Source organism: Streptomyces sp. NPDC013157 (assembly GCF_042899865.1).
GTDB lineage: Bacteria > Actinomycetota > Actinomycetes > Streptomycetales > Streptomycetaceae > Streptomyces.
The window spans coordinates 375,367-401,109 of the sequence record NZ_JBIBAK010000008.1; the positions used below are offsets into that span (position 1 = coordinate 375,367).

General features: G+C 72.4%; 28 protein-coding genes and 1 pseudogene. 14 read left to right on the forward strand and 15 right to left on the reverse strand.

The window, feature by feature from the left end; translation table 11 throughout:
- Nucleotides 1-6 precede the first annotated feature (6 nt).
- The 3 genes from ACFY6U_RS25240 to ACFY6U_RS25250 all read left to right on the forward strand — a co-directional run bounded on the left by ACFY6U_RS25240 (nt 7) and on the right by ACFY6U_RS25250 (nt 2,151).
- Nucleotides 7-501 carry a flavodoxin domain-containing protein gene (locus tag ACFY6U_RS25240; RefSeq protein ID WP_390041655.1) on the forward strand — a complete coding sequence of 165 codons (495 nt, stop codon included), beginning with the start codon at nt 7-9 and terminating at the stop codon, nt 499-501.
- 426 nt (nt 502-927) lie between these two features.
- Nucleotides 928-1,212 carry a DUF1876 domain-containing protein gene (locus ACFY6U_RS25245; protein WP_390041789.1) on the forward strand — a complete coding sequence of 95 codons (285 nt, stop codon included), beginning with the start codon at nt 928-930 and terminating at the stop codon, nt 1,210-1,212.
- A 42-nt stretch (nt 1,213-1,254) separates the two neighbouring features.
- A complete protein-coding gene (locus ACFY6U_RS25250) occupies nt 1,255-2,151 on the forward strand; it encodes a DUF1918 domain-containing protein (protein WP_390041657.1) in 897 nt (298 codons plus the stop codon).
- Between the two features lie 175 nt (nt 2,152-2,326).
- Here ACFY6U_RS25250 and ACFY6U_RS25255 read toward each other — a convergent pair whose 3' ends face one another.
- The 5 genes and pseudogenes from ACFY6U_RS25255 to ACFY6U_RS25275 form a co-directional block, all read right to left on the reverse strand.
- Nucleotides 2,327-2,785, reverse strand: coding sequence for a cyclic nucleotide-binding/CBS domain-containing protein (locus ACFY6U_RS25255; protein ID WP_390041658.1), 459 nt, complete (start codon nt 2,783-2,785; stop codon nt 2,327-2,329).
- A 71-nt stretch (nt 2,786-2,856) separates the two neighbouring features.
- On the reverse strand, nt 2,857-3,846 hold the full coding sequence (locus ACFY6U_RS25260; protein ID WP_390041660.1) for an Acg family FMN-binding oxidoreductase: 990 nt from the start codon (nt 3,844-3,846) through the stop codon (nt 2,857-2,859).
- Between the two features lie 35 nt (nt 3,847-3,881).
- Nucleotides 3,882-4,763 (reverse strand): universal stress protein, encoded by an 882-nt coding sequence (locus ACFY6U_RS25265; protein WP_390041662.1) that lies wholly within the window; start codon nt 4,761-4,763, stop codon nt 3,882-3,884.
- A complete protein-coding gene (locus tag ACFY6U_RS25270) occupies nt 4,760-4,993 on the reverse strand; it encodes a DUF1918 domain-containing protein (protein WP_390041791.1) in 234 nt (77 codons plus the stop codon). The genes ACFY6U_RS25265 and ACFY6U_RS25270 overlap by 4 nt, the downstream gene beginning before the upstream one ends.
- Before the next feature lie 279 nt (nt 4,994-5,272).
- Nucleotides 5,273-5,365: pseudogene (locus tag ACFY6U_RS25275) on the reverse strand (CBS domain-containing protein); the annotation flags it as partial.
- A 152-nt stretch (nt 5,366-5,517) separates the two neighbouring features.
- On the opposite strand from ACFY6U_RS25275, the gene ACFY6U_RS25280 reads away from it, so the two are divergent.
- Nucleotides 5,518-6,423, forward strand: coding sequence for a universal stress protein (locus ACFY6U_RS25280; protein ID WP_390041664.1), 906 nt, complete (start codon nt 5,518-5,520; stop codon nt 6,421-6,423).
- A 74-nt stretch (nt 6,424-6,497) separates the two neighbouring features.
- On the opposite strand, the gene ACFY6U_RS25285 is transcribed toward ACFY6U_RS25280, so the two are convergent.
- On the reverse strand, nt 6,498-7,148 hold the full coding sequence (locus ACFY6U_RS25285; RefSeq protein WP_390041665.1) for a CBS domain-containing protein: 651 nt from the start codon (nt 7,146-7,148) through the stop codon (nt 6,498-6,500).
- A gap of 195 nt (nt 7,149-7,343) precedes the next feature.
- Nucleotides 7,344-7,925 carry a hypothetical protein gene (locus ACFY6U_RS25290; RefSeq protein WP_390041666.1) on the reverse strand — a complete coding sequence of 194 codons (582 nt, stop codon included), beginning with the start codon at nt 7,923-7,925 and terminating at the stop codon, nt 7,344-7,346.
- 561 nt (nt 7,926-8,486) lie between these two features.
- On the opposite strand from ACFY6U_RS25290, the gene ACFY6U_RS25295 reads away from it, so the two are divergent.
- From ACFY6U_RS25295 to ACFY6U_RS25320, 6 genes are all read left to right on the forward strand, one after another.
- Nucleotides 8,487-9,554, forward strand: a complete 1,068-nt coding sequence (locus ACFY6U_RS25295) for a zinc-dependent alcohol dehydrogenase family protein (protein ID WP_390041667.1) — start codon at nt 8,487-8,489, stop codon at nt 9,552-9,554.
- A 23-nt stretch (nt 9,555-9,577) separates the two neighbouring features.
- Nucleotides 9,578-10,279 (forward strand): helix-turn-helix domain-containing protein, encoded by a 702-nt coding sequence (locus tag ACFY6U_RS25300; RefSeq protein WP_390041668.1) that lies wholly within the window; start codon nt 9,578-9,580, stop codon nt 10,277-10,279.
- Between the two features lie 403 nt (nt 10,280-10,682).
- On the forward strand, nt 10,683-12,410 hold the full coding sequence (locus ACFY6U_RS25305; RefSeq protein ID WP_390041669.1) for a GAF domain-containing protein: 1,728 nt from the start codon (nt 10,683-10,685) through the stop codon (nt 12,408-12,410).
- A 138-nt stretch (nt 12,411-12,548) separates the two neighbouring features.
- The gene (locus tag ACFY6U_RS25310; protein ID WP_390041671.1) at nt 12,549-13,292 is read left to right on the forward strand and encodes a CBS domain-containing protein; all 744 of its coding nucleotides are present in this window, start codon (nt 12,549-12,551) and stop codon (nt 13,290-13,292) included.
- Nucleotides 13,289-13,891, forward strand: coding sequence for a hypothetical protein (locus tag ACFY6U_RS25315; protein ID WP_390041673.1), 603 nt, complete (start codon nt 13,289-13,291; stop codon nt 13,889-13,891). Before ACFY6U_RS25310 ends, ACFY6U_RS25315 begins: the two co-directional genes overlap by 4 nt.
- 104 nt (nt 13,892-13,995) lie before the next feature.
- Nucleotides 13,996-14,418 (forward strand): Hsp20/alpha crystallin family protein, encoded by a 423-nt coding sequence (locus tag ACFY6U_RS25320; RefSeq protein WP_351500465.1) that lies wholly within the window; start codon nt 13,996-13,998, stop codon nt 14,416-14,418.
- 124 nt (nt 14,419-14,542) lie between these two features.
- Here ACFY6U_RS25320 and ACFY6U_RS25325 read toward each other — a convergent pair whose 3' ends face one another.
- Nucleotides 14,543-15,208, reverse strand: a complete 666-nt coding sequence (locus ACFY6U_RS25325) for a CBS domain-containing protein (protein WP_390041675.1) — start codon at nt 15,206-15,208, stop codon at nt 14,543-14,545.
- A 267-nt stretch (nt 15,209-15,475) separates the two neighbouring features.
- Here ACFY6U_RS25325 and ACFY6U_RS25330 point away from each other — a divergent pair, with 267 nt between their 5' ends.
- The gene (locus tag ACFY6U_RS25330; RefSeq protein ID WP_390041677.1) at nt 15,476-15,691 is read left to right on the forward strand and encodes a hypothetical protein; all 216 of its coding nucleotides are present in this window, start codon (nt 15,476-15,478) and stop codon (nt 15,689-15,691) included.
- Nucleotides 15,692-15,747: 56 nt separating this feature from the next.
- On the opposite strand, the gene ACFY6U_RS25335 is transcribed toward ACFY6U_RS25330, so the two are convergent.
- Nucleotides 15,748-16,461 (reverse strand): CBS domain-containing protein, encoded by a 714-nt coding sequence (locus ACFY6U_RS25335; RefSeq protein ID WP_390041679.1) that lies wholly within the window; start codon nt 16,459-16,461, stop codon nt 15,748-15,750.
- 230 nt (nt 16,462-16,691) lie between these two features.
- On the opposite strand from ACFY6U_RS25335, the gene ACFY6U_RS25340 reads away from it, so the two are divergent.
- Together ACFY6U_RS25340 and ACFY6U_RS25345 are read left to right on the forward strand one after the other, a co-directional pair.
- A complete protein-coding gene (locus tag ACFY6U_RS25340; protein ID WP_390041681.1) occupies nt 16,692-17,564 on the forward strand; it encodes a universal stress protein in 873 nt (290 codons plus the stop codon).
- Nucleotides 17,565-17,644: 80 nt separating this feature from the next.
- On the forward strand, nt 17,645-20,092 hold the full coding sequence (locus ACFY6U_RS25345) for a glycoside hydrolase family 65 protein (RefSeq protein ID WP_390041683.1): 2,448 nt from the start codon (nt 17,645-17,647) through the stop codon (nt 20,090-20,092).
- A gap of 40 nt (nt 20,093-20,132) precedes the next feature.
- On the opposite strand, the gene ACFY6U_RS25350 is transcribed toward ACFY6U_RS25345, so the two are convergent.
- The 4 genes from ACFY6U_RS25350 to ACFY6U_RS25365 form a co-directional block, all read right to left on the reverse strand.
- A complete protein-coding gene (locus ACFY6U_RS25350) occupies nt 20,133-20,831 on the reverse strand; it encodes an HAD family hydrolase (RefSeq protein WP_390041685.1) in 699 nt (232 codons plus the stop codon).
- The gene (gene ribB / locus ACFY6U_RS25355; RefSeq protein WP_390041687.1) at nt 20,828-21,478 is read right to left on the reverse strand and encodes a 3,4-dihydroxy-2-butanone-4-phosphate synthase; all 651 of its coding nucleotides are present in this window, start codon (nt 21,476-21,478) and stop codon (nt 20,828-20,830) included. Before ribB ends, ACFY6U_RS25350 begins: the two co-directional genes overlap by 4 nt.
- 176 nt (nt 21,479-21,654) lie before the next feature.
- Nucleotides 21,655-22,212, reverse strand: a complete 558-nt coding sequence (locus tag ACFY6U_RS25360) for a DUF3291 domain-containing protein (protein WP_390041793.1) — start codon at nt 22,210-22,212, stop codon at nt 21,655-21,657.
- A 284-nt stretch (nt 22,213-22,496) separates the two neighbouring features.
- Nucleotides 22,497-22,943, reverse strand: coding sequence for a hypothetical protein (locus tag ACFY6U_RS25365; protein WP_390041689.1), 447 nt, complete (start codon nt 22,941-22,943; stop codon nt 22,497-22,499).
- Between the two features lie 74 nt (nt 22,944-23,017).
- Between ACFY6U_RS25365 and ACFY6U_RS25370 the strand changes: the two genes are divergently transcribed.
- On the forward strand, nt 23,018-24,640 hold the full coding sequence (locus ACFY6U_RS25370) for an RICIN domain-containing protein (RefSeq protein ID WP_390041691.1): 1,623 nt from the start codon (nt 23,018-23,020) through the stop codon (nt 24,638-24,640).
- Nucleotides 24,641-24,742: 102 nt separating this feature from the next.
- Here ACFY6U_RS25370 and ACFY6U_RS25375 read toward each other — a convergent pair whose 3' ends face one another.
- On the reverse strand, nt 24,743-25,138 hold the full coding sequence (locus tag ACFY6U_RS25375; protein WP_390041693.1) for an SRPBCC family protein: 396 nt from the start codon (nt 25,136-25,138) through the stop codon (nt 24,743-24,745).
- 30 nt (nt 25,139-25,168) lie between these two features.
- Complete coding sequence (locus ACFY6U_RS25380; RefSeq protein ID WP_390041695.1) at nt 25,169-25,690, reverse strand: nuclear transport factor 2 family protein; 522 nt, start codon at nt 25,688-25,690, stop codon at nt 25,169-25,171.
- Nucleotides 25,691-25,743: the final 53 nt, after the last annotated feature.

A 25,743-nucleotide genomic window follows, 5' to 3' on the forward strand; every position in this document is an offset into this window, starting at 1 on the left:
CATCCCATGACCGGCACGGTGTTAGTCACCTACGGCAGCAGGAACGGATCCACGGCGCACATCGCCGAAGCGATCGCCGACACCCTGCGCGAGAACGGGCTGACCGTCGAGACGATGCGAGCCGCGTCCGTGCCCTTCGTGACGCGGTACGACGCGGTCGTGGTCGGCGGCGGCCTGTACGCGGGGCGCTGGCACAAGGATGCCCGGACCTTCGTCCGCCGCCACGGCAAGGACCTTGCCGAGCGGCCCGTGTGGTTCTTCAGCAGCGGCCCGCTCGACGACTCCGCCGCCGAGCGGGACATCCCGCCCGTACGCGCGGTGCGGCGCGCCGTGCAGGACCTGCACGCCCGGGGGCACGTCACCTTCGGGGGCTGCCTCGACGAGGACGCGGAGGGGTGGCTGGCCCGGAGGATCGTGCGCTCCGGGAAGGGCGGGGACTTCCGGGACTTCGACGCTGTGCAGGCGTGGGCGTCCGGGATCGCCGCGGAGCTGAAGAAGTGACCGTGTGCGCCGGGCGGGTCTCACCGGTTCGCTGTGGCGAGGCCCGCCCCGGCACGACCGGCGAGGCCCGCCGGGAGCCTCCCCGTGGCCCCGCCGGGTCGGCCCGTGCGGAGCCCGGCCCCCTCCGTCGCCGCGGGCGCACAGCTGGACGCGCTCGACGGCGGCGGCCTGGACACGCTGCCGGCGGGCTCCACCGAGCTGCTGCTCGTCTCGCACGAGGCGACGGGGCAGGAGATCCACGCGGCCTTCCAGCGATCGCCGACGTGGCCGTCGCCGACGAGGAGCCACCGGGTCGCCTTCTCCGGGGGCCGGACGGCGGTACGGCAGGGACGTTCGGCCCAGTGCGGGGAGTCGGAAGCCGATGGATGGTGGACGAACACGATGGACAAAGCGGACTCCGTCCTCGCGGATCCGAGGAGGAAAGCGATGCACACGGCACAGTGGAAGGTGAACCTCCACCTCTTCGAGGAAGACGACGGAACGACCAAGGCGCGCGTGGTGCTGGAGACCGGGACCACGTCACTCACCGCCCACGGGACCGCGCACTGCCGCCCGACGGACAGCAACGTCCCGGAGATCGGCGACGAACTGGCGGCGGGCAGGGCCATGAACGACCTGTCCCAGCAACTGCTGCGCATCGCGGAACGGGACATCGAGGGTGTGGGGGTGGACCAGCCGGGCAGCCGTGCGACGACCGGACGGCCCGCCTGAAGCAACGCCTGTCGGACGACTCTGAGGAGAGGGGCGGCGATCATGCGCGCTCATCTCGGTGACCAACTCGTCGTCGAAAGCCCGGCGACCGGTGCCACCCGACGCGACGGGGAGATCGTCGGTCTCCACCACGAGGACGGCACACCTCCCTACGACGTGCGCTGGTCGGATTCGGGCGAGATCACCCTCGTCTTTCCCGGGCCCGACGCACACGTCCACCACCTCGACCACGGCCGGCCCGCGTCGGGTGAGGTGAAGACCGGGCCCGGGTCTCTGCCGCCGACCGGCGCGGCCAATCCCGGAGACGTCGGCCGGCGGGTGGCCGCGGCACGGCGGCGGCTGGGGCTCAGCCGGGAGGAGACCGCCGCTCGCGCCCGGATGGTACCGGCATACCTCGCCTACCTGGAGGAGCAGCCCGCGGCCCCGACCCCGGCGGCCCTCGTCAGACTGGCCGACGCCCTGGGTACCAGTGTCGACGCGCTGTACGGCGGCGGCGTCGGCCTCCCGCCCGGGCAGGGGCACGCCCTGCTCCGCCCCCGGCTGCTCGACCTCGGCCCGGAGGAGTGCCGGGCCCTGCTCTCCACGCACGGGGTCGGACGCGTCACGTTGTCCACGCCGGACGGCCTGCCCGCGGTCGTCCCCGTCAACTACGACGTCATCGAGGGCGCCATCGTCTTCAGGACCGCGCCCGGCTCCGTCACCGCCCTGACCGTGGACGAGGACGTCGCCTTCGAGGTCGACCACGTGGACGAGGCGCTGAGCCAGGGCTGGAGCGTGCTCGCCGTCGGGCACGCGAGCGTCGTGACCCGGCCCGAGGTGGTCCGCGGACTCGTGGAACGCGCCCACACCACTCCGTGGGCGGGCGACGAGCGTGCGATGTGGGTGTCGATCCGGCCCAGGAGCCTCACGGGCCGGCGCATCACACCCGCGGATCAATGACCGACCCTGAGCCGTTCAGGGCGGTGACGACCTCGGGGACGGCCTGCGGGGGGGGAAAAGAGAGAGACGGCGGGCGGGCCCGGCTCCACGGCCGAGGACGGTCCGCTTCCCCCGACGCACGGCTGCGTGGGGCGGGTCGTCCTCGCGCAGCGCGGTCGTTCCCGATCGACCCGGTTCAGGCTTCATGCGGACCGCCGCCGGCCGAGGGCGGTCCGGGCGGTTCGTGGAGCACGCTCCATGCGACGGGTCCGAGCAGGTCGGCCAGCCGCCGGAAGACGTCCAGGAAGAGGTCGTCGATCGTCAGCACCCCGACCAGCCGCCCCCGGTCGAGGACCGGCAGCCGGCGCACGCCCGCGCGGCCGAACGTGCGGTACGCGGCCCGCAGATCGTCGTCGGCGTCGACGGTGACGACCTCGGCCGACATCACCGCGTCCACGGTCGAGTCCGGCGCCAGGCCGCCGCCGAGGCCGCGCAGCGCGAGGTCGCGGTCGGTCACGATGCCGCACAGCTCACCGTCCTTCACGACGAGCACGGAGCCCACGCCGTGCTCGGTCATCCACCGGGTCACCTCCTTCAGGGAGACACCGGGGTCCACGTGCACGGGAGGCGCGGTCATCACCTCGGACACCTTCATGGGGATGCTCCTCGTCGGTCGTCCGGTCGTGGTGCGGGGTCTTCGAGCGGGGGAGTCGGGCGCTGCCGGATTCACACGATGTCGAGCACGTCGTCCAGTGGCCGTCGAGGGCTCTGCCGCCCTTCCGGGCCGTAGCCGAGCCGGAGCACCATCTGCACGTGGCCCATGGCGGAGAGCGGGTCGCGGGCCGCCCACCGGAGGTCCGGCCATTCGAGCGGCTGGGAGGTCACGGACGCGACCAGTCCGTCCGCGGTCGCCCGCAGCAGGACCCGCTCCAGCGCCTGCCCGGCGCGCAGCCAGTCCACGGGGCGGTCGTCGGCCGTGCCGAGCAGGGCGATGTTCGGCCTCTTCTCGAACGACGCCCGGGGACGGTCCGGCATGGGGCGTCCGGCGGCGAAGTCGCGCACGGGGGCGTCGCCGCCACGGCGTACCGGGCCGAACGCCTCGGCGGGGATGCCGTCGGACGGCGCTTCGGTCCCCGAAGGTTCCGCATGCGCCCACCGCGCGGTCTCACCGCGCACTCCCGCGTCCTGCGCCTCCCACTCCTCGGCGTCCCCCACCAGCTCCAGGACCGACCGCACATGCCAGCCGCCCGGGAACAGCAACTGCGCGCCTTCGGCGTCGGCCGCCTCGCCCAGGCCCTCGCGCATCGCCGCCGGGATCTCCTCGTCACGGAAGGGGAAGCGGCTGGAGTGCCGGCGGCCGACCACAGGACGCAACAGCGCCAGCGCGGCGTCCGGCGGACTGCTGCCGCACAGGTGCACCTCGGCGAGCAGGTCCGGACAGTCCGGGTCCGGGAGCAGCCGGACGACCGGTGCCAGCGCCTCCGCCGCGGCGGCCACCCGTAGGTTGAGCAGTGCGGCCCCGCAGCTCAGGTGCAGACCGCGCAGCTGCGGATCGGTGTGCGGCAGGGTGCGCCCCAGGTCGGCGTACAGGCGCAGGACACCGATGTCGCGGAGGTAACGGAACCTCCACGGCTGTGCGTTGTGCTGCGAGGGCGCGGCGGCGGCGTCTGCCACGAGCGTTTCGACGGTGTGCGCGTCGACGGGTTCTGCGGTCATGGTGGCTTCCCTTCCCTTCGCATCGGCCCCGGGGATCACCCGGGCCCGGACGGCACGGCGATGACCGGGCACCGCGCGTGGTGCAGCACCCCCTGGCTGACCGAGCCGAGCAGCATGCCGGTGAAACCGCCCCGGCCCCGGGTGCCCACCACCAGACCCAGCGCGTGGGCCGAGGCCTCGGTGAGCACCTGTACGGGGTGTCCGGCGACCAGTTCGTGGCGCAGGTCCACCTGCGGGTAGCGGGCGCCGCGACCGGCCACGATCTCGGAGAGCAACCGCCGGGCCTCCTGCTGCGGTTCGTACTCGTCGAAGATCCTCAGCGGGCCCGGCTCCCAGACGGAGAGAGCCCGCACTCCGGCGCCGCGCAGCGCGGCCTCCTCGAACGCCAGGTCCACGGCGGCCGCGGAGTGCGGGCTGCCGTCGACGCCGACGACGTAGTACGCCGGGTCCTGGGTGACGTGTTCCGGTTCGGGTACGACGACCACCGGGCAGCGGGCGTGAGCCATGAGGGGCACGGCGACCGAGGCGGAGCCGAACACCTCCTGCGCGCGGCTCAGATGCCGCGAGCCCAGCACCACGGCCGTGGCGTCACGGCTCTGCTCCCGCAGCACCCACGCCGGATCGCCCTCTGCGAGCAGCGGGTCCACCGGGAGCCCCGGATGGTGCTCCGCGACGAACCCCGCGGCGTCGTCCAGCGCCTGCCGGCCCGCCTTGTGCAGCGCCTCGTTCCACTCCTCCCAGGAGGGCGGTGTCCGGCCCCTCCCGTAGCCGCGGGTCGGCACGCCCTCGGCGAGGACCGGGCGCAGCGGCAACCGGCGCCGGGCGGCCTCGTCCGCCGCCCAGGCCAGAGCCATCCGGTGAGCCGGGTCCGGATCGACGCCCACCACGATCGGGCGGAGATCACCGGGCCGGGTCATGACGGCCTCCACTCCCCGGACCGCCGGGTGCGGGGGCCGCGGACGCCGGATGCCTGACGCAGGAGTCGGGCCCCGGGCAGTACACGGTCACCCGTCCGCCGTCGGCCCCATCGCACGTCGTAGGGCGGGCAGCCGTCACGATGGTGGAGCCCGACGGCCCCGCCGTCCCGTGCGACGACTCCGGCCCTGGTGCCGCGTACGACGATCTCGTCGCCGACGCGGGCGCGCATCGAGGCGCCGGTCGCCTCGGGCCCGGTGTCGTCCTGGCCCGGTCGGTCTGCTTCGCTGACGCGGGAGCGGACATCGCCCTCGCCTCCTCCCTGCGGCGGCGCCGGGGAGTGCCGCCGCCGATTCCCTTTCCATTGCAGGGGGCGGTGCGGCCGACGTACCAGGGGCCATTGGTCCCTGTGCCGGGTCCGATGATCCCCCGGGCGGTCCGTGAGGTGCCCGCGCCGACGTCCGAGCCCCGCGGCGGGAAGAGGAGCGGGACGATGTCCCGCCGTATCTCCGACCACACCTGATAGCAGACCGTGCTCGTCCACCACGGGCAGTCGCTTGACCTTCTTCCGGGCCATGATGCGCGCGGCCTCGGCCAGGGTGGCGTGCACCGGCTCTTCTCGGCGGCGGGCGCGGCTGCCCTCCGGCCCGCCTGCGCACGCGTGGGCCGGTCGGGCCCGCAGGGGGACGGATGGCCCTTACCGCCCCGGGAGCGTGCCGTCACGCTGGAAGGGAGCGCTCCCCGGAGGTGGAGATCATGTTCCGAACCGTCACCGTAGGTCTCGACGGATCGCCCGAGAGCCGGGCCGCCGCCGAGTGGGCGGCGCGCGAAGCCCGGCTGCGCGGCCTGCCACTGAAGATCGTGCACGTGGCAGAACGTCCCCCCGTACCCGTGGCGCAGGCCCCGCTGGTGGGTCCCGAGACCAGCCAGCACTGGACCCGGCCGGTGCCGCGCGAGGCCGCGGAGGGCCTCCGGCTGCGGCACCCCGGTCTCGAGGTGCTCACCGAACCGCTGACGGGAGCTGTGCCCGAAGCCCTCTGCGAGGCGGCGGCCTCCGCCGAGCTGCTCGTGCTGGGCTCGCGGGGTTTCGGCGGCATCGGCGGGTTCGTGGTCGGCTCGGTGAGCCTGGCCGTCGTGGCCCGCGTGGAACGGCCCGTGGTGCTGGTGCGTGAGGGCGAGCAGGCCGCGGACGAGCACAGGATGGATCCGGCGGGCGTGCCGTCCGCCGCCACACCGTTCCGGCCGGTGGTGCTCGGCCTCGATGTCGATCACCCGGACGACGCGCTGCTGGAGTTCGCCTTCGACGCCGCGGTCCGCCGGGAAACATCACTTCGGGTGGTGTCCGCCTGGCCGGAGACGGTCATGCCCCACTACCGCTTCCCCGACGACGCGGCGCTCCAGGACGACCTCGAACGCAGCCACCGCACCGCTCTGGCCGAGGCGCTGCGCCCGTGGCGGCAGAAGTTCCCGGGCCTCGACGTCATGGACGCGAGCCGCTGCGGCAGCGCCGCGCAGGTCGTCGTCGACGCGGCCCGTGACGCGTCCCTGGCCGTCGTCGGCCGGCGCATCCGTACCGGTGCACTCGGCGCGCACATCGGTCACGTCACCCATGCCGCCTTGCATCACATAGGTGCACCCGTCGCCGTGGTGGCCCACGGCTGATCCGGCAGCCCGGACCCGGGTGACCGGAAAGGCGTCGCCTCTGGAACACGTGAACGGTGCGTCACGGCTCCCCGTCAGGCGTCCGTCGCGGTGAGCCGGCAGTCCACGCCCACCACGCCCTCGACCCCCCGCACCAGGCGCACCGCGAGCGGGATCCGGGTGCCGTCGGTGACCCGTCCGGTCAGGGTGACGACGCCCTCGGTGACCACGATGTGCACCGGCTCGACCGGTGCCGGGAAGAGCGGGTCGACGACCTCACGCCGTATCTCGTCGGCGAGGTCGTTGTCGGAGCGGAGAAACACCTTGAGCAGGTCCCCGCGGCTGACCACCCCTTCCAGCACGCCCTCGGCGTTCACGACGGGCAGCCGTTTCACGTGCCGTATCGCCATGATCCGGGCGGCTTCCGGCAACGTGGCGTCGGCATGGACGGTGACGGCCGGGGTGCTCATCAGCTCCTCCGCGCGCACCGCCCCGGCCTTGGCCAGGTCGGAGAGCCGGCGCAGCTGCGTGAACCGGTCCGGATCGCTGTCCCGGAATTCCTCCTTGGGCAGCAGATCGGCCTCGGAGACGACCCCGACCACCCGCCCGTCGCCCTCCAGTACGGGCAGGGCGCTGATCCTCCCTTCGTCCATCCGCCCCACGATGTCCTTGAACAGGGCCTCGCGGCCCACCGCGACGACGGCACGCGTCATCACGTCGCCTACCTGGTGCGGGCTGCCGGTCATGGTGTTCTCCTCACAGCTGCGGGGAGCCAGGGCTCGAAGGAGCCCTCACGGGTCCTGCTACCAGCGTGAACGTGTTCACGCTCCCGGACTACCGGTGGGTCGGCTCCGGGAGTGCTCACGACGGCACGACGGCCACGGCGCGCGTAGCGCGCCGCAGCAAGGCCCGGGCGGCCTTCTTCCGGAAAGCAATCCTCGTCAGCCGGTCTTGTGACCCCAGCGAGGTCCGACGGTGGTCCACTCGCGGTCCCACAGGCCGAGCCGCCGCTGCTCCAGCCGCCACCGGGCCACCGCTCCGGCCCCGATGACCACTCCGGCCAGTGCGCAGCCGGCCGCGGTCCCCAGGACCCCCGCCTCCACGGCGGCCGCGCGGGCGCTCGGTGGCCTGGTGGTCAGACGGCCCTGGCGGTCCTGCCAGACCACGACGCGGGAACCGGCCTCGGTACCGGTGTCCACGAGAGTCCGGCCGGTGCGCGCGGAGCCGTCGGGCGCGGTCCAGGTCACGGTGCCCGGCGTGCGTTCGCTCTCGGTGCCGAGCCCGGAAGTGGTCTTCGGGACATCGACGAGAAGCACGGCCCGCACGGGTTCCCGTTCCTCGCGCTGCCGCGCGAAGACGTCGTCCGCGGTCCGGGCGGCGAGCAGTCCGGCGACGGTTCCTCCCACCACGACGAGCGCCCATACGGCCAGGACCACCCAGGCCTCGACGACATCGGCACGGCGTCGCAGCGGGTTGCTCCGCCACCGCCACAGCAGCTTCTTCACGCGCCGGGTCCTGCGCATCGGTCCGCACCTCCTCCTCGTGGTGGTTCCTTGCCGTGGTGACACTCATCAAGGTGTCAGCCGGCCCGGCGCCGCGACATGGGCCGAGCGGGGACCGCCGTAGGGCTGCTCGGGGTCGACTCGACCGGAAGCATGGGCCGTTCAGCCCGCACCGGGAGAGCCTCGGGCGACCGCGGCGTGGCCGGTCCAGGGGAGTCCTTGCCGGCGAGAGCCTCGCGGAGGCCGGGATACCGCTCGAAGGCGTCGCCCAGGTCCGCGCGGCGCAGCAGCCGCTGGAAGCCGCCGCCCGGCGTGACCGTTCGGTGCCCGAGGGGGGTGGAAGGGCCGCTCGGCCCCGCGGGCCGGTGCCCGCAGGGCACGGACGGCCCGTGTCCGGTTCTTCGGGACGGGCGGCCCGTCCGGCAGGTGATGAGGGCCGGACGGCCCAAGCGGGCCCGTCCGGGACAGGAGAGGCTGGATCCGTGGGGCAGCACCGGCGATGTCCCGGCGTCCGGCCGGCACCCGCCGCCGGCGTCCGCCGATCCCGTGCCCCGCAGCGGACCAAGGACGGTGAGCGACCCCATGAAGGCTTTCGTCTTCCACGGTCCCGGGCAGTCCGCCTGGGAAGAGGTCCCCGATCCCGCCATCAAGGAGCCCACCGACGCCGTCGTGCGCGTGGACGCCGTCACGATCTGCGGGACGGACCTGCACATCCTGAAGGGCGACGTCCCGGAGGTGCAGCCCGGCACGATCCTCGGTCACGAGGCCGTCGGCGAGATCGTCGAGGTCGGCAGTGACGTCCGGACCGTACGGCCGGGAGACCGCGTGCTGGTCTCCTGCATCAGCTCCTGCGGGCGCTGCTCCTACTGCCGGGAAGGGATGTACGGCCAGTGCCGCGGCGGCGGAGGCTGGATCCTCGGCCACCTGGTCGACGGCACCCAGGCCGAGTACGTCCGCGTCCCGTTCGCGGACCTGTCCGTCCACGCGCTGCCCGGCACGGTCGACAGCAAGGACGCCGTGCTCCTCGCGGACATCTTCCCGACCGCCTACGAGGTCGGCGTGCTGAACGGCCGGGTGCGCCCCGGCGACACCGTGGCCGTGGTCGGTGCGGGCCCCATCGGCCTCGCGGCGATCACCACGGCCCGGCTGTTCGCCCCCGAGCGGATCGTCGCCGTGGACCTGGCCCCCGCCCGGCTGGAGGCGGCCAAGCGCCTCGGCGCGGATGCCGTCGCCGATGCCCGGGAAGCGCCGGAGCAGTTGATCGCCGACCTCACCGACGGTCTCGGCGCCGATGTCGTCATGGAAGCCGTCGGTGTACCGGAGACCTTCGAGTTGTGCACCCGCATGGTCCGGCCGGGCGGTCGCGTCGCCAACATCGGCGTGCACGGCAAGCCGGCAACGCTGCACCTCGAAGACCTGTGGATCAAGAACGTGACCATCACGACAGGACTGGTGGACACCCACTCCACCCCCACCCTGCTGCGGATGGCCGCCGCCGGCCGGCTGCCCACCTCGCAACTGGTCACCCATACCTTCCCGCTGGACCACATGGCCGAGGCGTACGAGGTCTTCGCGGGCGCCGCCGACACCGGCGCGCTCAAGGTCGTGCTCGGCGGGGAGCAGCACGAGGTCGCCGTCCGCGGGACCTGACCGACGAGAGGACGTGACCCGTCATGGCCGAACAGGTACGGCCGCACACGGCAGAAGGACCAGCGCTGGGAGACCTGGGGCGCCGCGTGGCGGCCCGCCGCAAGGAACTCGGCCTCACCCGCGAGCAGACGGCCGAACGGTCCGGCATCGCGGCCGGCTACCTGCGCTACCTGGAGGAACACCCCGAGGCCGCGCCGGGCACGGGCGCCCTGCTCAGGCTCGCCGGCGTCCTGCACACCACCATCTCGCACCTCACGGGAGGAGACCTGGACACCCCGCCCGGACCCGGCCGGGCGGGATACCGCCCCGAGTTCACCGAGCTGAGCCCGACCGAATGCAGGGCCTTGCTCGGCTCGCACGGCGTCGGGCGCCTCGGCGTCGACGCCGCCTCGGGTCCGGTCATCCTGCCGGTCAACTACAGCGTCGTCGACGGCGCGATCGTCTTCAGGACCGCGGACGAAACCACACCGTCCCTGGCCCCGGGCCGTCAGGTGGCCTTCGAGGTCGACCGCATCGACGACGCCTTCGGCGAGGGCTGGAGCGTGCTGGTGCGCGGACCGGCGAGGCGGGTGACCGAGGCGGAGGAGGTGCGCCGGCTCACCGTGTCGGCCCACAGCACTCCGTGGGCGGGCGGCGACCGCGACCTGTGGGTGCGGATCGAGCCCCGCTCCGTGACCGGGCGCCGTATCACGGTCGGATCCGGGCCGGGCCGGGCGCCGGAATAGCCACCCCCGATCGGGGTGGAACGGTGGACGAGACCACGGATGCACACGGGACGCGCTGCCTCGCTGCTGCCTGCGTCCTGGAGACCGTCTCCCGAACCCTCGTCACCGGCCGCACCGGCCGCACCGGCCGCACCGGCCGCACCGGCCGCACCGGCCGCACCGGCCGCACCGGCCGCACCGGCCGCACCGGCCGCACCGTGGGACACCGGTGCCGCTCCTGCACTCCGGGTGGTGCGCTGCTCCCGGAGGTCAGTCCGGGCCGTCCGCTCAGCACGGCCGGGCGGCTCCGCCGTCGGTACCTACGACTTGACGTGATCCGGGTGTCAACGCGGGTCGCCGCGCATTACGGTGGCACTTGACCGGACCTGCCGGTGTACGAGTCGACGGGGTCGGGAGGAGTGCGGTGGAGAGCCATGAGGCGGCCCGGGGGCGGTTGCCGCAGCTCAGGCTGGACGAGCTGCTGGAGGAGCTGCAGGCCCGGCTGGACGCCGCGCGGGGGACCCGGGACCGGGTGCACAGTCTGCTGGAGGCGGTGCTCTCGGTCGGCCGGGAACTGGACCTGGAGCAGGCCCTGCACAGCATCGTGGAGGCGGCGGCCGTGCTGGTCGACGCCGAGTACGCGGCGCTGGGCGTGATCGGGCCGGACGGCAGGCGGCTGTCGGCGTTCCACACGGTCGGTGTCACCGAGGAGGAGATCGCCCGGATCGGCCCCTTGCCCGAGGGGCACGGGATCCTCGGTGAGCTGATCCGTGATCCCGAGCCGCTGCGCCTGGCCAAGCTCTCCGAGCATCCGGCGTCGTACGGTTTCCCGCCCAACCACCCGCCGATGAACACCTTCCTGGGTGTCCCGATCCGGGTGCGTGACCAGGTCTTCGGGAACCTCTACCTGACCGAGAAGCGGGGCGGCGGCCAGTTCGACGAAGAGGATGTGTCGGTGACGTCGACGCTGGCCGTGGCGGCCGGGGTGGCGATCGACAACGCCCGGCTGTACGAGGAGTCGCGGCTGCGTGAGCGGTGGCTGCGGGCGAGCGCGGAGATCACGAACAGTCTGATGTCCGGCAGTGCGAGCGCGGAGGCTCTCGGGCTGATCGCCGAGCAGGCCAGGGAGATCACCGGCTCGGCGCTGGCGGCGGTTGCGACGCCGATGGAGAACACGGATTCCCTCACCGTGGAGATCGCCGTCGGTATGGACGCGGACGCGCACCAGGGGCTGGTGCTTCCGCTCGACAAGACGCTCATGGGGCTGGCGTTCTCCCAGGGCGCCCTGGTGACCAGCGAGGACGTGGTCCACGACGAGCGGGTCTCGCCCGAGCCACCGCGCTTCATAGGACTGGGGCCCGCGGTGGCCAGCCCCATCGGCACGAGCGAAGCCGGTGTGCGGGGGGTGGTGCTGCTGGCGCGTGAGGCGGGCGGGCCGTTGTTCACCGCGAAGGAGACGGAACCCCTTCAGGCCTTCGCGGCGCAGGCGGCTCTCGCGATGGAGCTGGCGGAGCGGCGGCGGGACGCGGAGGAGATCGCGGTGCTCAAGGACCGTGACCGGATCGCCCGGGATCTGCACGACCTGGCGATCCAGCGCCTGTTCGCCACCGGCATGACCCTGCAGAGCGCGGGACGTTTCATCGAGCACTCGGAGGCCTCGGAGCGGGTGCTGCGGGCGGTGGACGACCTGGACGAGACCATCAAGATCATCAGGTCGACGATCTTCGGGCTGCGGACCCGGGAGGGCGGCGCCGGTACCGGGCTGCGGGCCCGTGCGGTGCGGATGGTCGGGGAGGCGGCGGCGGCGCTCGGGTTCGCGCCGAGCGTGCGGATGGAGGGGCTGATCGACACGGACGTGCCCAAGGAGATCGCCGACCACGCGGTCGCCGTCCTGTCCGAGGCCCTGACCAACATCGCCCGCCACGCCCGGGCCGACCGCGCGGAGGTGGTCCTGGCGACCGACGGGCAGGAGCTGTCGCTGACGATCAGGGACAACGGGGTGGGGATCCCGCCCGAAGGCCGCCGCAGCGGGCTGCGGAACATGGCGGAGCGGGCGGCGGAACTCGGCGGCCGGCTGGAGTGGGAGTGCCCCCCGGGTTCCGAGGGCGGGGGTACGACGCTGGTGTGGCGGGTGCCGGTGGGGGAGCCGTAGCAGCAGACGGGACCTGTCCCCGGAACCCGGCTCGGGAATGCCGGGACCGGGGAGGGGGCCGTTCGGCTCATGCCCTCCGAGGGCGGATGGCCCATCCTGGGGGTGTCGGACCACGGCTGCCGAACCCTGGAGGTCGCCATGACCGGCACTCCACACGTCGTGCGCGATGTGATGACCCACACCGTCCTCGCGCTGCGCCACGGCGCGGCCTTCAAGGACATCGTGAAGGCCCTGCAGCAGTGGCAGGTGAGCGCGGCGCCCGTCCTGGACGACGGCGGACGGGTCGTCGGCGTCGTCTCGGAAGCCGATCTGGTGCGCCGGGAGGAGGCCCGCACCGGCGTCCCGGTCGGCTACGGCCAGGTCCGGTCCGGGCCCGACCTCGCCGAGGCCGCATCGACCACCGCTGCCGCGCTGATGACCACGCCTGCCGTCACCGTCGGCCCCGAGGCCCCACTGCCCGAGGCCGCGCGCAGGATGGCCCGGCACGGCGTCAAGCGGCTTCCGGTGGTCGACGCGGACGGACTGCTGCAGGGGGTCGTCAGTCGTGCCGACCTGCTGAAGGTGTTCATGCGGGACGACGAGGACATCGCCGAGGAGATCCGGCGCGAGATCCTCCCGCACCTCTTCCCCGACTCGGCCGAATGGGTGCGCGCGCAGGTACGCGACGGCGTCGTCACCCTCACCGGCCGTGTCCCGGACACCGCCCTGGTCCCGGTGGCCGCCGGGTGGGTACGGGGCGTCGACGGTGTGGTCGCCGTGGAGTGCACGCTGGCAGGTCCGCCCCGACGCCCGGACCTCGACCCCGATCTTCCCGACGCCAGGTACACCCCGCCCGGCCGAGGCCGTACGTCCCGGGCCCCGGAAGGAGGAGGCGGACCATGACCGGCACGACTCCCGGACGCGTGGTCGGCGGACCGTTCTGGCGCTGGCGGCGCAATCCGCTGCGGCGCCACAGCGACGTGGTCGAGGCCTGGGTGGTGCTCGCTGTCTGGACCGTGACCCTGGTCGGCGGGCTGCTCGCCGGATGGTGGGCCGGCGCGACCGTGGACCACACGTTCGCCGAGCGGCGTGCCGCGCTCCATGTGGTGTCCGCCGAACTGACCGAGAACGCGGAGAGCGGCACGCCCGTCGTGGCCGGTTACGACGCGGGGAAGGTATGGGTCACGGTGCGCTGGACGGCCTCGGACGGCTCCGCACACACCGGCTTGGCGAAGGCCGTCCCCACGGCCACCATCGGCAGCCGGCTCCAGGTCTGGGTGGATCGCGGTGAGCGGGTGGCCGCTGCGCCGACGAGCCGGAGCGAGGCGACCCTCGACGCCGTCGCGGCCGCCGCCCTCGTGGCACCGCTCGCCGCCACCGCGGTGTGGGGCGCCGGATGGGGCCTCCGCGGCCGGTTGATGCGGCGCCGCCTTGCCGAATGGGACGCGGAATGGCGGCAGATCGGACCCCAGTGGCGGAACTTCAGCGGGGGCAAGGGATGACCTCAGGAGAGGGCCGACCGGAGCCAGGACAGGGCCGGTCGGCCCACGGCTGTTCCAACGCCCTTGGGCCAGGCTGGAGATGACAATCCGAGAGGAGGAAGCACATGAGCGGCATGATCGAGCGGCTGCGCGGCTGGCCGGTGCTGCCCGAGGACCTGTTCGGCTGGGCCGAGTCCGGCTTCCCCGGTCCGCACGGGGGTGCGGGTCTGCACGGCATCCGCGTGGAGGAGGAGCTGAAGGACGGGACCTATGTGCTGCGGGCCGAGCTTCCGGGCGTCGTACCCGCCGACGTGGAGATCACCGTCACGGAGGGTGTGCTCACCCTGCGGGCCGAGCGCACCGAGGAGACCAAGGAGAAGCACCGTACCGAGTTCCGCTACGGCACCTTCGCCCGGTCCGTCCGGCTGCCCGCCGGAGCGAAGGGCGACGAGGCGGCCGCGGAGTACAAGGACGGCGTGCTGACCGTCACGGTCCCGGTCCCGGAGGAGAAGACGGGAACCAGGACCATTCCGGTGCGGACCGGCTGACCCCCAGGGGGGAGGGAGCCGATCCCACATCAGGTGTGCGCGGCCGGTGCCCACCGGCCGCGCACACCGCTGTGTCCGCCGTCGACGGGCGCGACGCGGCGATGATCCCGTGTGTCCTGCCCCGTCATCCGGGGTCGCTCCGCGTGGACGCCGGGACCAGGCAGCAGCGGACGTCGACCACGCCCTCGACAGCCCGGGCCAGCCGCTCGGCCACGGCGGCCAGACCGTTGTCCTCGACCCATCCGGTGAGGGTGACGGCGCCTTCGGCGACCTCGACCTGGATGTGGTCGGCCGACAGCGGGAAGAGGCGGTCGACGACCTCGTGACGTACCTCCTCGGCGAGTTCCTCGTCGCCGCGCAGGAAGACCTTCAGCAGGTCCGAGCGGCTGACAACGCCTTCGAGCAGGCTTTCGTCGTTGACGACGGGCAGCCGCTTGACCTTGCGCTGGGCCATGATGCGCGCCGCCTGGGCGAGCGTGGCGTTCGGGTGCACGGTCACGGCGGGCGTGCTCATCAGCTCCTCGGCGGTCACCGCGCCGGCCTTCGCCAGATCGTCGAGGCGCTGCCGCTGGGTGAACCGGTCCGGGTCGCTGTCCCGGAACTCCTCCTTCGGGAGGAGATCGGCCTCGGAGACGACACCGATGACCCGGCCGTCGCCCTCCAGCACGGGCAGGGCGCTGACCTTCCACTCCGTCATCAGGGTGACGACGTCCTTGAACGGCGCGTCGCGGCCGATCGCGGCGACGGTACGGGTCATCACGTCGCTCACGGTGTGCGGTTTGCCGGGCATGGTCTCCTCCTCCGAAGGACGGGCGGGGCCGAGGGGCCCTGCTCCCAGGGTGGGTCCGGGCGGACCCGGCCGCCACGGGCCGCCCGGGCCCGGCAAGGGGTCGTTCGGCCTCGGGCGCGGGTGCATCGCGGGCCCGGCGGCCCCGGGCTCCACGGCCCCCCACGGCAAGGACGCCCAGGGCCGTGCTCCGGGCCGTCCGGCTCATGCCTCACGAGGGGCGTCGGAGTTGGCTGGGAGTGAGGGGAACGACCCCGATCAGGGAGGGCGATGACAGTGGGCACAAGCCTCACACCGGAGTTCTGGGAGCGCTTCTCCGTCCTGCTGGTGCTGGCGCTGGCGATGACGGCGATCCTCACCGCGGTGTTCACCACGGCGTTCGACGCCCTGACCGCCCGGCTGCGCAACCGCAGGCGGCACGGACCGGCTCCGCGAGAACCGTACCGGCCGAAGCCGTCCGACCACCGGACATCGGTGCACTGCTGAACACGGGTCCGGCGCTCTCCCCCGGGAGAGCGCCGGACCCGTGTGCGGTGCCACCGTCAGAGCATGCGGAGCCAGTCGTCGGCCACCCCGTGGAGCTTCTGCTCGGTCGGCCGCAGGTGCTTGTCGTCGAACCGGTAGGAGAGGCGGTCGACGACATCGACGACACCGTCCAGCCGACGCGTCATGCCGACCGCGACGGGGATCTCACTGCGCCGTTCCAGCCGGCCGGTGAGGGTGACCACGCCGTCCTGGGCCGCGACCTCGACGGTGTGAGGGGCCAGCCAGAGGGTGTTGCCGAGGACCTCCTGCCGGACCTCCCGCACGATCTCGTCGTCGGAACGCAGGAAGACCCGGAGCAGGTCGCCGCGGGTGACGATGCCGACCAGCCGGCCCTCCGCGTCGACCACAGGCAGGCGTTCGACACGGTGGCCGGCCATCAGCCGCGCCGCCTCGGTGACCGTGGCATCGGAGCGGACGGTGACGGCGGGCGCCGACATGACACCGCCCGCCGTGGTCGCGTTGCTCTTGACGGCCGCACGCCGGGCGCCGCGGCCCACGGCGTGCGTGTGGTCGTGCCCGGGGTCCCGGGTCTGGTGCAGCATGAGGTCGGTCCCGGAGACCACGCCGATCACCTTGCCGTCCTCGTCGACCACCGGAAGGCCGCTGATGCGGTGCTCCTCCAGGAGCCGCACCAGTTCCTTGAACGGTGTGCCGTACCCAGCCGTGACGACGTCGGTGACCATGACGGCGCCGACCTTCGTGGGCTTCATGTCCGAGCCTCCTTCAAGGCCGTGACCCGTGCACAGACGGGTCGTACCGAGAGCCCTCCCCTCCGGTGGGCCCGAGCCCAGCGTCCGGCGCGCTGCTCCACGCCGACAGGGGCTGACCGGGCACCCGAACGGGCCGAGTGGCCCCTCCAACCCGTCGCCGGAAGGTGGCACGGTGACATCGGAGCCCCCTGCTGCACGACGTGGCAGTCCGACGAAAGGCGGTGGGGACGATGACACTTCCCCTGGTCGTAGGCGTCGACGGATCGGACGGGAGCCTGCTCGCGGTCGACTGGGCGGTGGACGAGGCCGCCCGCCACGACCTTCCGCTGCGGCTGGTGTACGCCTCCCGGTGGGAGCGCTACGAGGCCGGGGTGCCGTCGGAGGGCACGGAACGCCCCTCGGAACGCGTGCTGTCCGAACACATCGTCGCCTCCGCGGCCGAGCGCGCCGCACAACGCTGCCCGGACGTGAAGGTCACCACCGACATCCTCCCCGACGACGCGGTGTACGCCCTCCTGCGCGAAGGCGACAACGCGCATGCCCTGGTCACCGGGTCGCGCGGCCGGGGTGAGCTGACCGGGCTGCTGCTCGGGTCGGTCGGTCTGGCCGTGGCGGCCAAGGCGCGCTGCCCGGTGATCGTGGTCCGGGGCGACAGGACCGGCCTGTCCGGCGGCCACGAGCGGATCATGCTGGGCGCCGGGGATCCCGATACCGCGGATGAGGCCGTGCGGTTCGCCTTCCGTGAGGCCGAGGCCCGCGAATGCGCCCTGTACGCCGTCCGGGCCTGGCGTTGCCCCGCCCACGAGGTCGGCAACCAGGTGGCGCTCGGGGAGGTCGCCCGCCGGCACGAGGAGAAGGCGTCCGCGCTGCTCGACACGCTGCTCGGCGAAGCCGTGGCCGCCCATCCGAAGGTCAGCGTCCGCAGCGTGACGGCCGAGGGACCGGCCCACCGGATCCTCGTGGACCGCTCGGCCGCCGCCGACCTCGTCGTCGTGGGAGCGAGGCGTCGGCACGGACACGTCGGTCTGCAACTCGGCCGGGTGGCCCACACCCTGCTGCACCACGCGAAGTGCCCGGTGGCGGTCGTGCCGCAACCGGAGTGATCGTTGCAGTACTGCGGGGTGCGGCCCCGGCCGAGCGGCCCGCTCTCTGCGCGCCGGCCACGTGCACGGAGGGAGCCGGAGTGAGCGGCTGGACGTGGGAGTACGACGGTTACCTGCCCACCGACGAACGGCTGCGTGAGTCGCTGTGCACGCTGGGCAACGGCTGCTTCGCCACCCGAGGCGCCCTGCCCGAGTGCACCGCCGACGAGGTGCACTACCCCGGCACCTACGCGGCCGGCTGCTACAACCGGCTCACCTCAGACGTGGCGGGACACCTGGTCGAGAACGAGGACATGGTCAACCTCCCGAACTGGCTGCCGCTCCGGTTCCGGCTGCCGGGCGGGGACTGGCTCACCCCGGACACCGCCACGGTGCTCGACCACCGGCAGGTCCTGCGCCTCGCCACCGGCCTCCTGGAACGCCGGACCCGCTTCGCCCTCGGCGACGGCGGCGTGCTCTACGTCCGTCAGCAGCGCGTCGTCCACATGGCCGACCCGCATCTGGCCGCCCTGCGCACCGAGTTCACCGCCGAGAGCTACGCCGGGGAGCTGGAGGTCGAGGCCGCCCTCGACGGGAGCGTCACCAACGCCGGGGTGGCGCGCTACCGCGACCTCGACGGCTGTCATCTGACCCACGTGCAAGGCGGAGTGGCGGCCCCGGACACGGTGTGGCTGCGCTGCCGCACCAGCACCTCCGGCATCCGCATCGGCATGGCGGCCCGGCTGGTGACCGACGCGCGGATCACCGAGGCGACGCCCGAGCCGCTGCGAGCCGTACAGCGCCTCCTGCTCCGGCTCACACCGGGACACACCGTCGTCGTCGACAAGATCGCGGCCGTCCACACCTCGCGCGACCCCGCGATCGGCGACCCCCTGCGGGCGGCCGTCGACCGTGCCGGCGCCGCTCCCGGCTTCAGTGCTCTCCTCGCATCGCACCGGACGGCATGGGAAAACCTCTGGCGGCGAGCCGAGTTGGACGTCCCCGGCCGGGCCGGACGGATTCTGCGGCTGCATCTCTTCCATGTACTGCAGACCCTCTCCCCGCACACGGCGGACCTGGACGTGGGCGTGCCCGCCCGGGGACTGCACGGGGAGGCGTACCGGGGGCACGTCTTCTGGGACGAACTGTTCGTGCTGCCCTTCCTGAACCTGCACTTCCCGGAGGTCTCCCGGGCCCTGCTCCGCTACCGGTACCGGCGTCTCGACCAGGCCCGCGCGGCCGCCCACGCGCTGGGCCGGCGCGGTGCGCTGTACCCGTGGCAGAGCGGCAGCGACGGCCGCGAGGAGTCCCAGGAACTGCACCTCAACCCCCGCTCGGGGCGCTGGCTCCCGGACCACTCGCGGCTGCAGTGGCACGTCGGCTCGGCGGTCGCGTACAACGTGTGGCAGTACTGCGAGGCGAGCGGCGACACCGGCTTCCGGGACACCGAGGGCGCCGAGACACTCCTGCAGATCGCCCGCTTCTGGGCCGACTCGGCCACCTGGGACGACCGGCTCGGCCGGTATCGCATCCGGGGAGTGGTCGGCCCCGACGAGTACCACGACGCCTACCCGGACGCACCGGAGCCCGGCCTCGACGACAACACCTACACCAACGTCACCGCCGCCTGGGTCCTCACCCGGGCCCTGGAACTGCTGCGGAGGCTGCCCGAGCCACGACGCCGTGAACTCGCCGGCCGGATCGGCCTCGACGACGGTGAGCCGGGACACTGGGAGGAGGTGTCGCACACCCTCCACGTCCCCTTCCACGAGGGCGTCATCGGCCAGTTCGAGGGCTACGGCGACCTCGCCGAACTCGACTGGGACGGCTACCGTGCGCGGTACGGCGACATCCGCCGCCTCGACCGGATCCTGGAGGCGGAGGGCGACACCGTCAACCGCTACAAGGCGTCCAAACAGGCCGACGTCCTGATGCTCGGGTACCTCTTCTCCCCGGCCGAACTCCGGTCGCTCTTCCGGCGGTTGGGCTACACACTGGACGACGGGATCTGGGCCCGCACGGTCGACTACTACCTCCGCCGCACCAGCCACGGCTCCACCCTCAGCGGCCTGGTCCACGGCTGGGTGCTGGCCCGGGCCCGGCGCGCGGATGCGTGGAGGTTCGTCCAGGAGGCACTGCGGGGCGACATCGCCGACGTCCAGGGCGGCACCACCGGAGAGGGGATCCACCTCGGCGCGATGGCGGGCACCCTCGACCTCGTCCAGCGCGGGCTCACCGGCCTGGAGACCCGAGACGGAGCGCTCTGGCTCGACCCGGTGCCGCTGCCGGAGCTGTCGTCGTACGCGGTGTCCCTCCGCTACCGGGGGCACTGGGGCGTACGGCTGCGCCTGGAGCGCGGAGGGCTGGAGATGCGGGTCCCCGCCTCGGACCGTTCGCCCATCGACATCCGGCTGCCGGACCGCGCGGTCCGCGTGGCGCCGGGGGACACCTGCCGGCTGGCGCTTCCGGACGGTGCCTGCACGGCGGAGCGGCAGCGGTCGGATGCTCCGAGACGGAACCTGCCCGGCACCACCGTTCCTGGGGAGTGACGTGTCGCCGCGGCCGGCGGTGCCGGTTCGCCCTGGGTCGTCACAGGACCGGCGACCGGTTTCCGGCGAGTGCAGGACGAGGTGTGAGGAACCGGCTCAGCAGGGGCAGGGCGTCGGTCGCGGTTCGTGCGTGCGCGGCGGGCAGCGAGGCGATGTCGGCCGGCAGGCGCATGCCGTGGCGGGGGATGGCCAGGACGCGCATGCCGGCGGCGGCGGCCGAGCGGATGCCGTGGGGGGAGTCCTCGACGGCCAGGCAGTCGGACGGCACGACGCGGAGGCCGGCGGCCGCGCGCAGGTAGGCGTCCGGTGCGGGCTTGGCCCGTACCACGTCCTCCCCGCACACCACGGCGTCCAAGTGCTCCAGCAGGCCCAGGCTGTCCAGGACGGCGGTCACGAAGCGGCGGGGGCTGGCCGTGGCCACCCCGACGGGCCCGTGCCGCCAGGCCTCCAGAACCAGCTCGACTGCTCCGGGCAGTGCCCGTACCCGTCCGGCGGCGCACTCCTGGAGCATCTCGGTGGTGCACGCGTCCACGACGTCGGCGGCGTTCACGGCGCCGCCGCACAGCCCGGCGACGTAGCCGGCCCAATGGCCGTTGCCGTGCAGCGCGGTGGTGTCCTCGGGCTGCCACCGGTGTCCGTGGCGAGCGGTGAACCGGGCGCATACCCGCGGCCAGTGCCCGGCGGTGTCGACGAGGGTGTCGTCCAGGTCGAAGACGGTCGCGGTGCCCGGGCGGGTCACAGCGCCGCCGCAGCGGTCGGGTGCAGTTCGCCGGCGAGCTGCTCGATCGAGATGAGTGCGAGACGGTGGGTGTCGGCGAAGGCGCGCAGCCGGTCGAAGCGCGCGCAGGAACCGTCGTCCTCGCACACCTCGCTGATCACGCCGACCGGCGTCAGCCCGGCCAGGCGCAGCAGGTCGACGGTGGCCTCGGTGTGGCCGCGCCGCTCGGCGATGCCTGCGGGGCGGGCCCGCAGCGGGAACACGTGCCCGGGGCGGACCAGTTGGTCGGGCCGGGTGGTGGGGTCGGCCAGGGTGCGTGCAGTCAGAGCCCGGTCGGCGGCCGAGATGCCGGAGCCGGTGCCGAGCGCGTCCACGGACACGGTGTAGGCGGTCGTGTCGATGATGCCGGTGCCCGGGGCGGGGGTGACCATCAGCGGTAGTTCCAGCCGGTCGGCGATCTCCGCGGCCATGGGCGTGCAGATCAGCCCGCTGGTCCAGCGGACGAAGAACCCCATGGCCTGGGTGGTGGCGAACTCGGCGGCCATGACCAGGTCGCCCTCGTTCTCCCGGTCCTCGTCGTCGACCACGACGACCGTCCGCCCGGCCCGCAGTTCGTCGACGGCGACCGCGAGCACGTCCAGCGACCGCCCGACCGATGCTGACGTCACAGTGTCCAGCCCTTCTCGACAACGACCATTCCACGGAGATCATCGGCGTCCGGACTGCCCGACTTGAGCGGCCCGCGCGGTGCGCCGTCGGTCGGGGAAGGTGACGCCGGTCAGTTCCTCGGACAGGACCCACAGGCGGCGGGCGGACCCCGGATCCAGTCGTTCGGGCTTCCTTGTCAGCGAACCTGGTCGCCCTTCGGCCCGATGCCTTTGAACCTGGTCGAAGTTCCGTCCGGGGCGAACGGGTCGTGGAAGGTGAAGGCGTGCCGCGCGGAGCCGTGGTCGTGGAGGTGCTCCAGCCTGGAGACCCCGTCCCGCCAGGTGGGTATCACGCCGTCGGAGACCCACCAGAACACGTAGTTCGGGTGCCCTGTCCTCTCGAACCAGTCGTAACGCCTGTTCAGCGCCTCGCGGTGCAGACCGGTGTAGACGGCGTCGAAGGCGGGACGCAGGTCGGTCCAGAGCGAGAGGGTCGCGGCCAGGGCGGTGGTTTCCACCGTATGGCCCTTGCCGTACCAGGTCGGTACGGCGAACTCTCCCCATGCACCCCAGTCCGCCTTGAAGAGCATGCCCCGGTAAGCGTCCGCCGCTTCAGCATGCGCGAGGTACCCGGGGTGCTGGCTGATCTTCCGGTAGACGGCCTCACCGGTCTCGTAGAACTCGCGCGTGAGAGGCGCGGGATCGGCGAGAGGTGACTTCAGGACGCCGAATGTGTACAGCGCAAGATGGGGCATGCGTCTCTTGTGCGGGGCCTGCGTGAAGACGGCGCCGCGCTGCGTCCAGGAGTTGAAGCGCTCGGTGCTGGAGAAGACCTGCGTGCCGTTGGGCCGGGCGTCGCCGCCCACGGCGACGGAGGCCAGATAGTCGCCGCTCGCCACGCCGGCCGCCGAACCCGGGACGCCGCGGATCAGCTTGGGGTTCTGCTGGACGAGCTTGGCCAGGTAGTTCCAGCCGTACTTGTCGACGATCTGGTTGTATCCGAACAGGACGGCGTCGTCGTCGTTGGGATAGGTCAGGATCAACTTGTCCTTGTAGGCGGGCTTGAGCAGGTCGGTGCCCTTGAACTCGCGCTCTGCTTCACGGGGAGCTGCTTGGTGTTGACGATGTACGAGAAGGCGCCATAGAAGACGCCGGTGTAGTAGCCGTCCTTGTCGTTGGCGTTGGCGAAGACCTTGTCCCAGCCGACCGGCTTGTACCTGAGCAGGGCGCCGTGCTTCTTCCAGCGGTCGAAGTCCTGTGAGGTCTGTGGGATCGCGGCGTCGGCGACGAGATGGTGCGTGGCGAGCTGATTGTCGATACGCGCGTCGTGGTACTTGCTCAGGTCGGTGACCAGGTGAAGCTTCACGTCGGGAAACTGCTGGGTGAAGGCGGAGGAGAGCGAGTCCCATTGGCCGGGCGCGTCGCCGCCGATGTAGACGGTGACCTTGCCACCTTCCGCCTTGGCTGCCTGGTAGAGCGCCTGCACCTGATCCTGCTCACTGGCGGCGGCACAACAACCAGGCGACCGGCGCCTGGTGGCTCTACAACTGGTACGGCGAGATGACCGGCAACACCGTCACCGTCACACCGCCGACCCAGAACGGCTCGCTCCAGGGCGTCGCGACACTCGACTCCGCCAAGAAGCAGGCGCGGGTCGTCTTCGGCGGCACCTCGGGCGGCACCGATGTCGTCGTCAGCGGGTTCGGCTCCGCGTCGTACCTCGGCAGCACCGTCCACGCCATCGTCGAGGGCACGGACAGCACCGGGACCGACACCGCCGCCGGCCGGCCCTACGTCGTGCAGGAGGGCGACTACCCGGTCAGCAACGGCCAGATCACCGTCACGGTCCCGAACATGTCCGCGACCTCGGCCTACCAGATGATCATCACGCCCGCCACCAGCGCCTCCTCGGCGGACGTGCCGACCCGCTACGAGGCCGAGTACGCGGACCTCAGCGGCAGCGCCCGGGTGACCTACGGTTCCAACACCGGGTACTCCGGCACCTACTACGTCGACGGCTACGCCGGTTCGAGCAGTGCGAGCACCAACTTCGTGGTCAGCGCGCCCAGCAACGGCTACTACGACGTGACGCTGCGCTATTCGGCCGGGCCGAGCAGCGGCGCCCCCACCGACCGCAGCACCCGGGTGACGGTGAACGGGTCCAAGCTGACCGACCTGTCGCTGCCCGGCACGGCGGACTGGAACACGTGGAAGACCAAGACGGTCACGATGTACCTCTCCCAGGGCATCAACCGGATCAACTACGGCGCCTACACCAGCGACGACAGTGACAACATCGCGGTCGACTCGATCGACGTGACCACGTCGACGTCCGGTTCGACCGCGAGCTACGAGGCTGAGGCCTCTGCCAACACCCTCGGCGGCACGGCGGCGATCGAGACCGACTCCGCGGCGTCGGGCGGCAAGTACGTCGACTGGCTCGGCAACGGCTCGGCCAACACGCTCACGTTCAACAACGTCACGGCCGCCACCGCCGGCGTCTACCGCATGGTCGTCACCTACGCCAACGCCGACAACCGCGGCGACGGCGGCAACACCTACAACATCATCAACCGGTACGCGGACATCTCGGTCAACAGCGGCACCGCGCAGCGCGTGTACTTCCGTAACTCCGGTGGCTGGTCCAACTACTGGACCGTGATGGTCGACGTGACCCTGAGCGCGGGATCCAACACCATCAAGTTCGGCAACAGCTCCGCCTACGCCCCCAACCTCGACAGGATCCAGGTCTCCCCGGCCATCGCCTCGTCCGACACGTCGTACCTGAAGATCCAGAACCGGACCAGCGGGCTGTACGTCGACGGGGGCGGGCGTACGACCAGCGGTTCCACCGTCGGCCAGTGGCCCGTCGGTTCGACCACGAACCAGGAGTGGTCGGTCGTTCCCGACGGCAGCTGGATCCGCCTCAAGAACCACACCACCGGGCTGTTCCTCGACGGCCTGGGCGCCACGGCCAACGGTTCGGCGGCCGGCCAGGCGACCGACAGCACCGCCACCTCCCAGGACTGGATGGAGGTGACATCGGGCGACTACGTCCGGTTCAGGAACCGCGCGACAGGGCTCTACCTGGACGGCATGGGCCGCACCTCCAGCGGCTCCGACCTCGGCCAGTGGAGCTCCAGCTCCAGCACCAACCAGCAGTTCCGTATCGTCCCGCAGTAGCGGATCGCAGCCACCGACCGGCCGGTCCGGCACCGGGACGGGATGTCCTCCGGTGCCGGACCGGCATGATCCGTGTGTGCCGCCGCGCGGGTCGTTCGGTCCTCAGGGGTGGGTGGCGAAGTACCGGGCGATGCCCGCGATTCCCGCGCCGACCGCCCGTTCGACGAGCGGGGCCAGGCTCTCCGGAAGGATCTCCTGGCTGTAGATCACACGTGAGCCGTCGCCGTCGGGGAGGACGTCGATGGTGCCGAGGTGGAAGTCGATCGGCTCGGGCAGTCCCTCGGCGAACCGGTACTGGAACCGCCGCAGTTCGTCGTCCTTGGTGACGACGAGAGCCTGCAGCGTCCCCTCGGGTGTGCGCAGGTGACGGTGGACGCCGTCGGAATGCGCCTCCCGTACGGCCGGGAACCACTGCGGGATCGTGTGCACGTCGGTGAGCACGGCCCATACGCGGTCGGGGCCCTGCTCGACGTGGGCGTCGAAGCGAAGAGTTGTCACGTTGCTCTTTCTCCGGGGTTCGGGACGCTCTTACGGCCGCGGCGCGTGCGGCAGGGGCTCGCCCGCGTTCCACACCTCGTGGATGCGGACCGTGACGAACCGCCAGCCGTCGGGCGTGCGGCGCAGCGTGCAGTCGTACCAGCCGGCGCCGTCCGCGTGGCGGAAGGTGTCGTCACTGAGCATGTGCACGCCCAGCAGGTAGGAACGGGAGCGGGCGGTGTCGCCGTCGATGTGGATGGCGTGGTTCGAGCTGAGGTGCCAGGTGCCCCGATAGCGGCCCAGCTGCCGGCTGCTGCCCACGCCCCGCAGCTGCTCGTGGCCTACCAGCCGGATCGACTCGGACGGGGACATGCTGCCCTCGGGCACGTAGAGGGAGACGTACGTGTCCCAGTCCTGCGTGTCCAGCGCGCGGGCGAACTCGATGAGGAGGTCGCCGATGGCCGCGCGGTCGACAAGCCACTGGAGTTGGGCGGCGGGGTCGGACGGCGGTTTCGGCATGCCCACGGCGGGCGCGCCCTCCGGCGCCGGACGGGCGGAATCGGGTGTGGACATGATGTGCACTCCTGTGAGGAAGGGTTTGCCGGTTGCCGGGGGCACCGGGAGTT

Excerpts from the sequence above, each read along its gene's own strand:
- ACFY6U_RS25315 (WP_390041673.1), top strand. The coding sequence starts at position 13,289 with ATGACCGGCACGACTCCCGGACGCGTGGTCGGCGGACCGTTCTGGCGC.
- ACFY6U_RS25310 (WP_390041671.1), top strand. The coding sequence starts at position 12,549 with ATGACCGGCACTCCACACGTCGTGCGCGATGTGATGACCCACACCGTC.
- ACFY6U_RS25300 (WP_390041668.1), top strand. The coding sequence starts at position 9,578 with ATGGCCGAACAGGTACGGCCGCACACGGCAGAAGGACCAGCGCTGGGA.
- ACFY6U_RS25380 (WP_390041695.1), bottom strand. The coding sequence starts at position 25,690 with ATGTCCACACCCGATTCCGCCCGTCCGGCGCCGGAGGGCGCGCCCGCC.
- ACFY6U_RS25260 (WP_390041660.1), bottom strand. The coding sequence starts at position 3,846 with ATGACCGCAGAACCCGTCGACGCGCACACCGTCGAAACGCTCGTGGCA.
- ACFY6U_RS25370 (WP_390041691.1), top strand. The coding sequence starts at position 23,018 with ATGACCGGCAACACCGTCACCGTCACACCGCCGACCCAGAACGGCTCG.
- ACFY6U_RS25250 (WP_390041657.1), top strand. The coding sequence starts at position 1,255 with ATGCGCGCTCATCTCGGTGACCAACTCGTCGTCGAAAGCCCGGCGACC.
- ACFY6U_RS25325 (WP_390041675.1), bottom strand. The coding sequence starts at position 15,208 with ATGCCCGGCAAACCGCACACCGTGAGCGACGTGATGACCCGTACCGTC.
- ACFY6U_RS25320 (WP_351500465.1), top strand. The coding sequence starts at position 13,996 with ATGAGCGGCATGATCGAGCGGCTGCGCGGCTGGCCGGTGCTGCCCGAG.
- ACFY6U_RS25295 (WP_390041667.1), top strand. The coding sequence starts at position 8,487 with ATGAAGGCTTTCGTCTTCCACGGTCCCGGGCAGTCCGCCTGGGAAGAG.
- ACFY6U_RS25280 (WP_390041664.1), top strand. The coding sequence starts at position 5,518 with ATGTTCCGAACCGTCACCGTAGGTCTCGACGGATCGCCCGAGAGCCGG.
- ACFY6U_RS25290 (WP_390041666.1), bottom strand. The coding sequence starts at position 7,925 with ATGCGCAGGACCCGGCGCGTGAAGAAGCTGCTGTGGCGGTGGCGGAGC.
- ACFY6U_RS25285 (WP_390041665.1), bottom strand. The coding sequence starts at position 7,148 with ATGACCGGCAGCCCGCACCAGGTAGGCGACGTGATGACGCGTGCCGTC.
- ACFY6U_RS25240 (WP_390041655.1), top strand. The coding sequence starts at position 7 with ATGACCGGCACGGTGTTAGTCACCTACGGCAGCAGGAACGGATCCACG.
- ACFY6U_RS25270 (WP_390041791.1), bottom strand. The coding sequence starts at position 4,993 with ATGCGCGCCCGCGTCGGCGACGAGATCGTCGTACGCGGCACCAGGGCC.
- ACFY6U_RS25255 (WP_390041658.1), bottom strand. The coding sequence starts at position 2,785 with ATGAAGGTGTCCGAGGTGATGACCGCGCCTCCCGTGCACGTGGACCCC.
- ACFY6U_RS25265 (WP_390041662.1), bottom strand. The coding sequence starts at position 4,763 with ATGACCCGGCCCGGTGATCTCCGCCCGATCGTGGTGGGCGTCGATCCG.
- ACFY6U_RS25340 (WP_390041681.1), top strand. The coding sequence starts at position 16,692 with ATGACACTTCCCCTGGTCGTAGGCGTCGACGGATCGGACGGGAGCCTG.
- ACFY6U_RS25335 (WP_390041679.1), bottom strand. The coding sequence starts at position 16,461 with ATGAAGCCCACGAAGGTCGGCGCCGTCATGGTCACCGACGTCGTCACG.
- ACFY6U_RS25245 (WP_390041789.1), top strand. The coding sequence starts at position 928 with ATGCACACGGCACAGTGGAAGGTGAACCTCCACCTCTTCGAGGAAGAC.
- ACFY6U_RS25360 (WP_390041793.1), bottom strand. The coding sequence starts at position 22,212 with ATGCCCCATCTTGCGCTGTACACATTCGGCGTCCTGAAGTCACCTCTC.
- ACFY6U_RS25330 (WP_390041677.1), top strand. The coding sequence starts at position 15,476 with ATGACAGTGGGCACAAGCCTCACACCGGAGTTCTGGGAGCGCTTCTCC.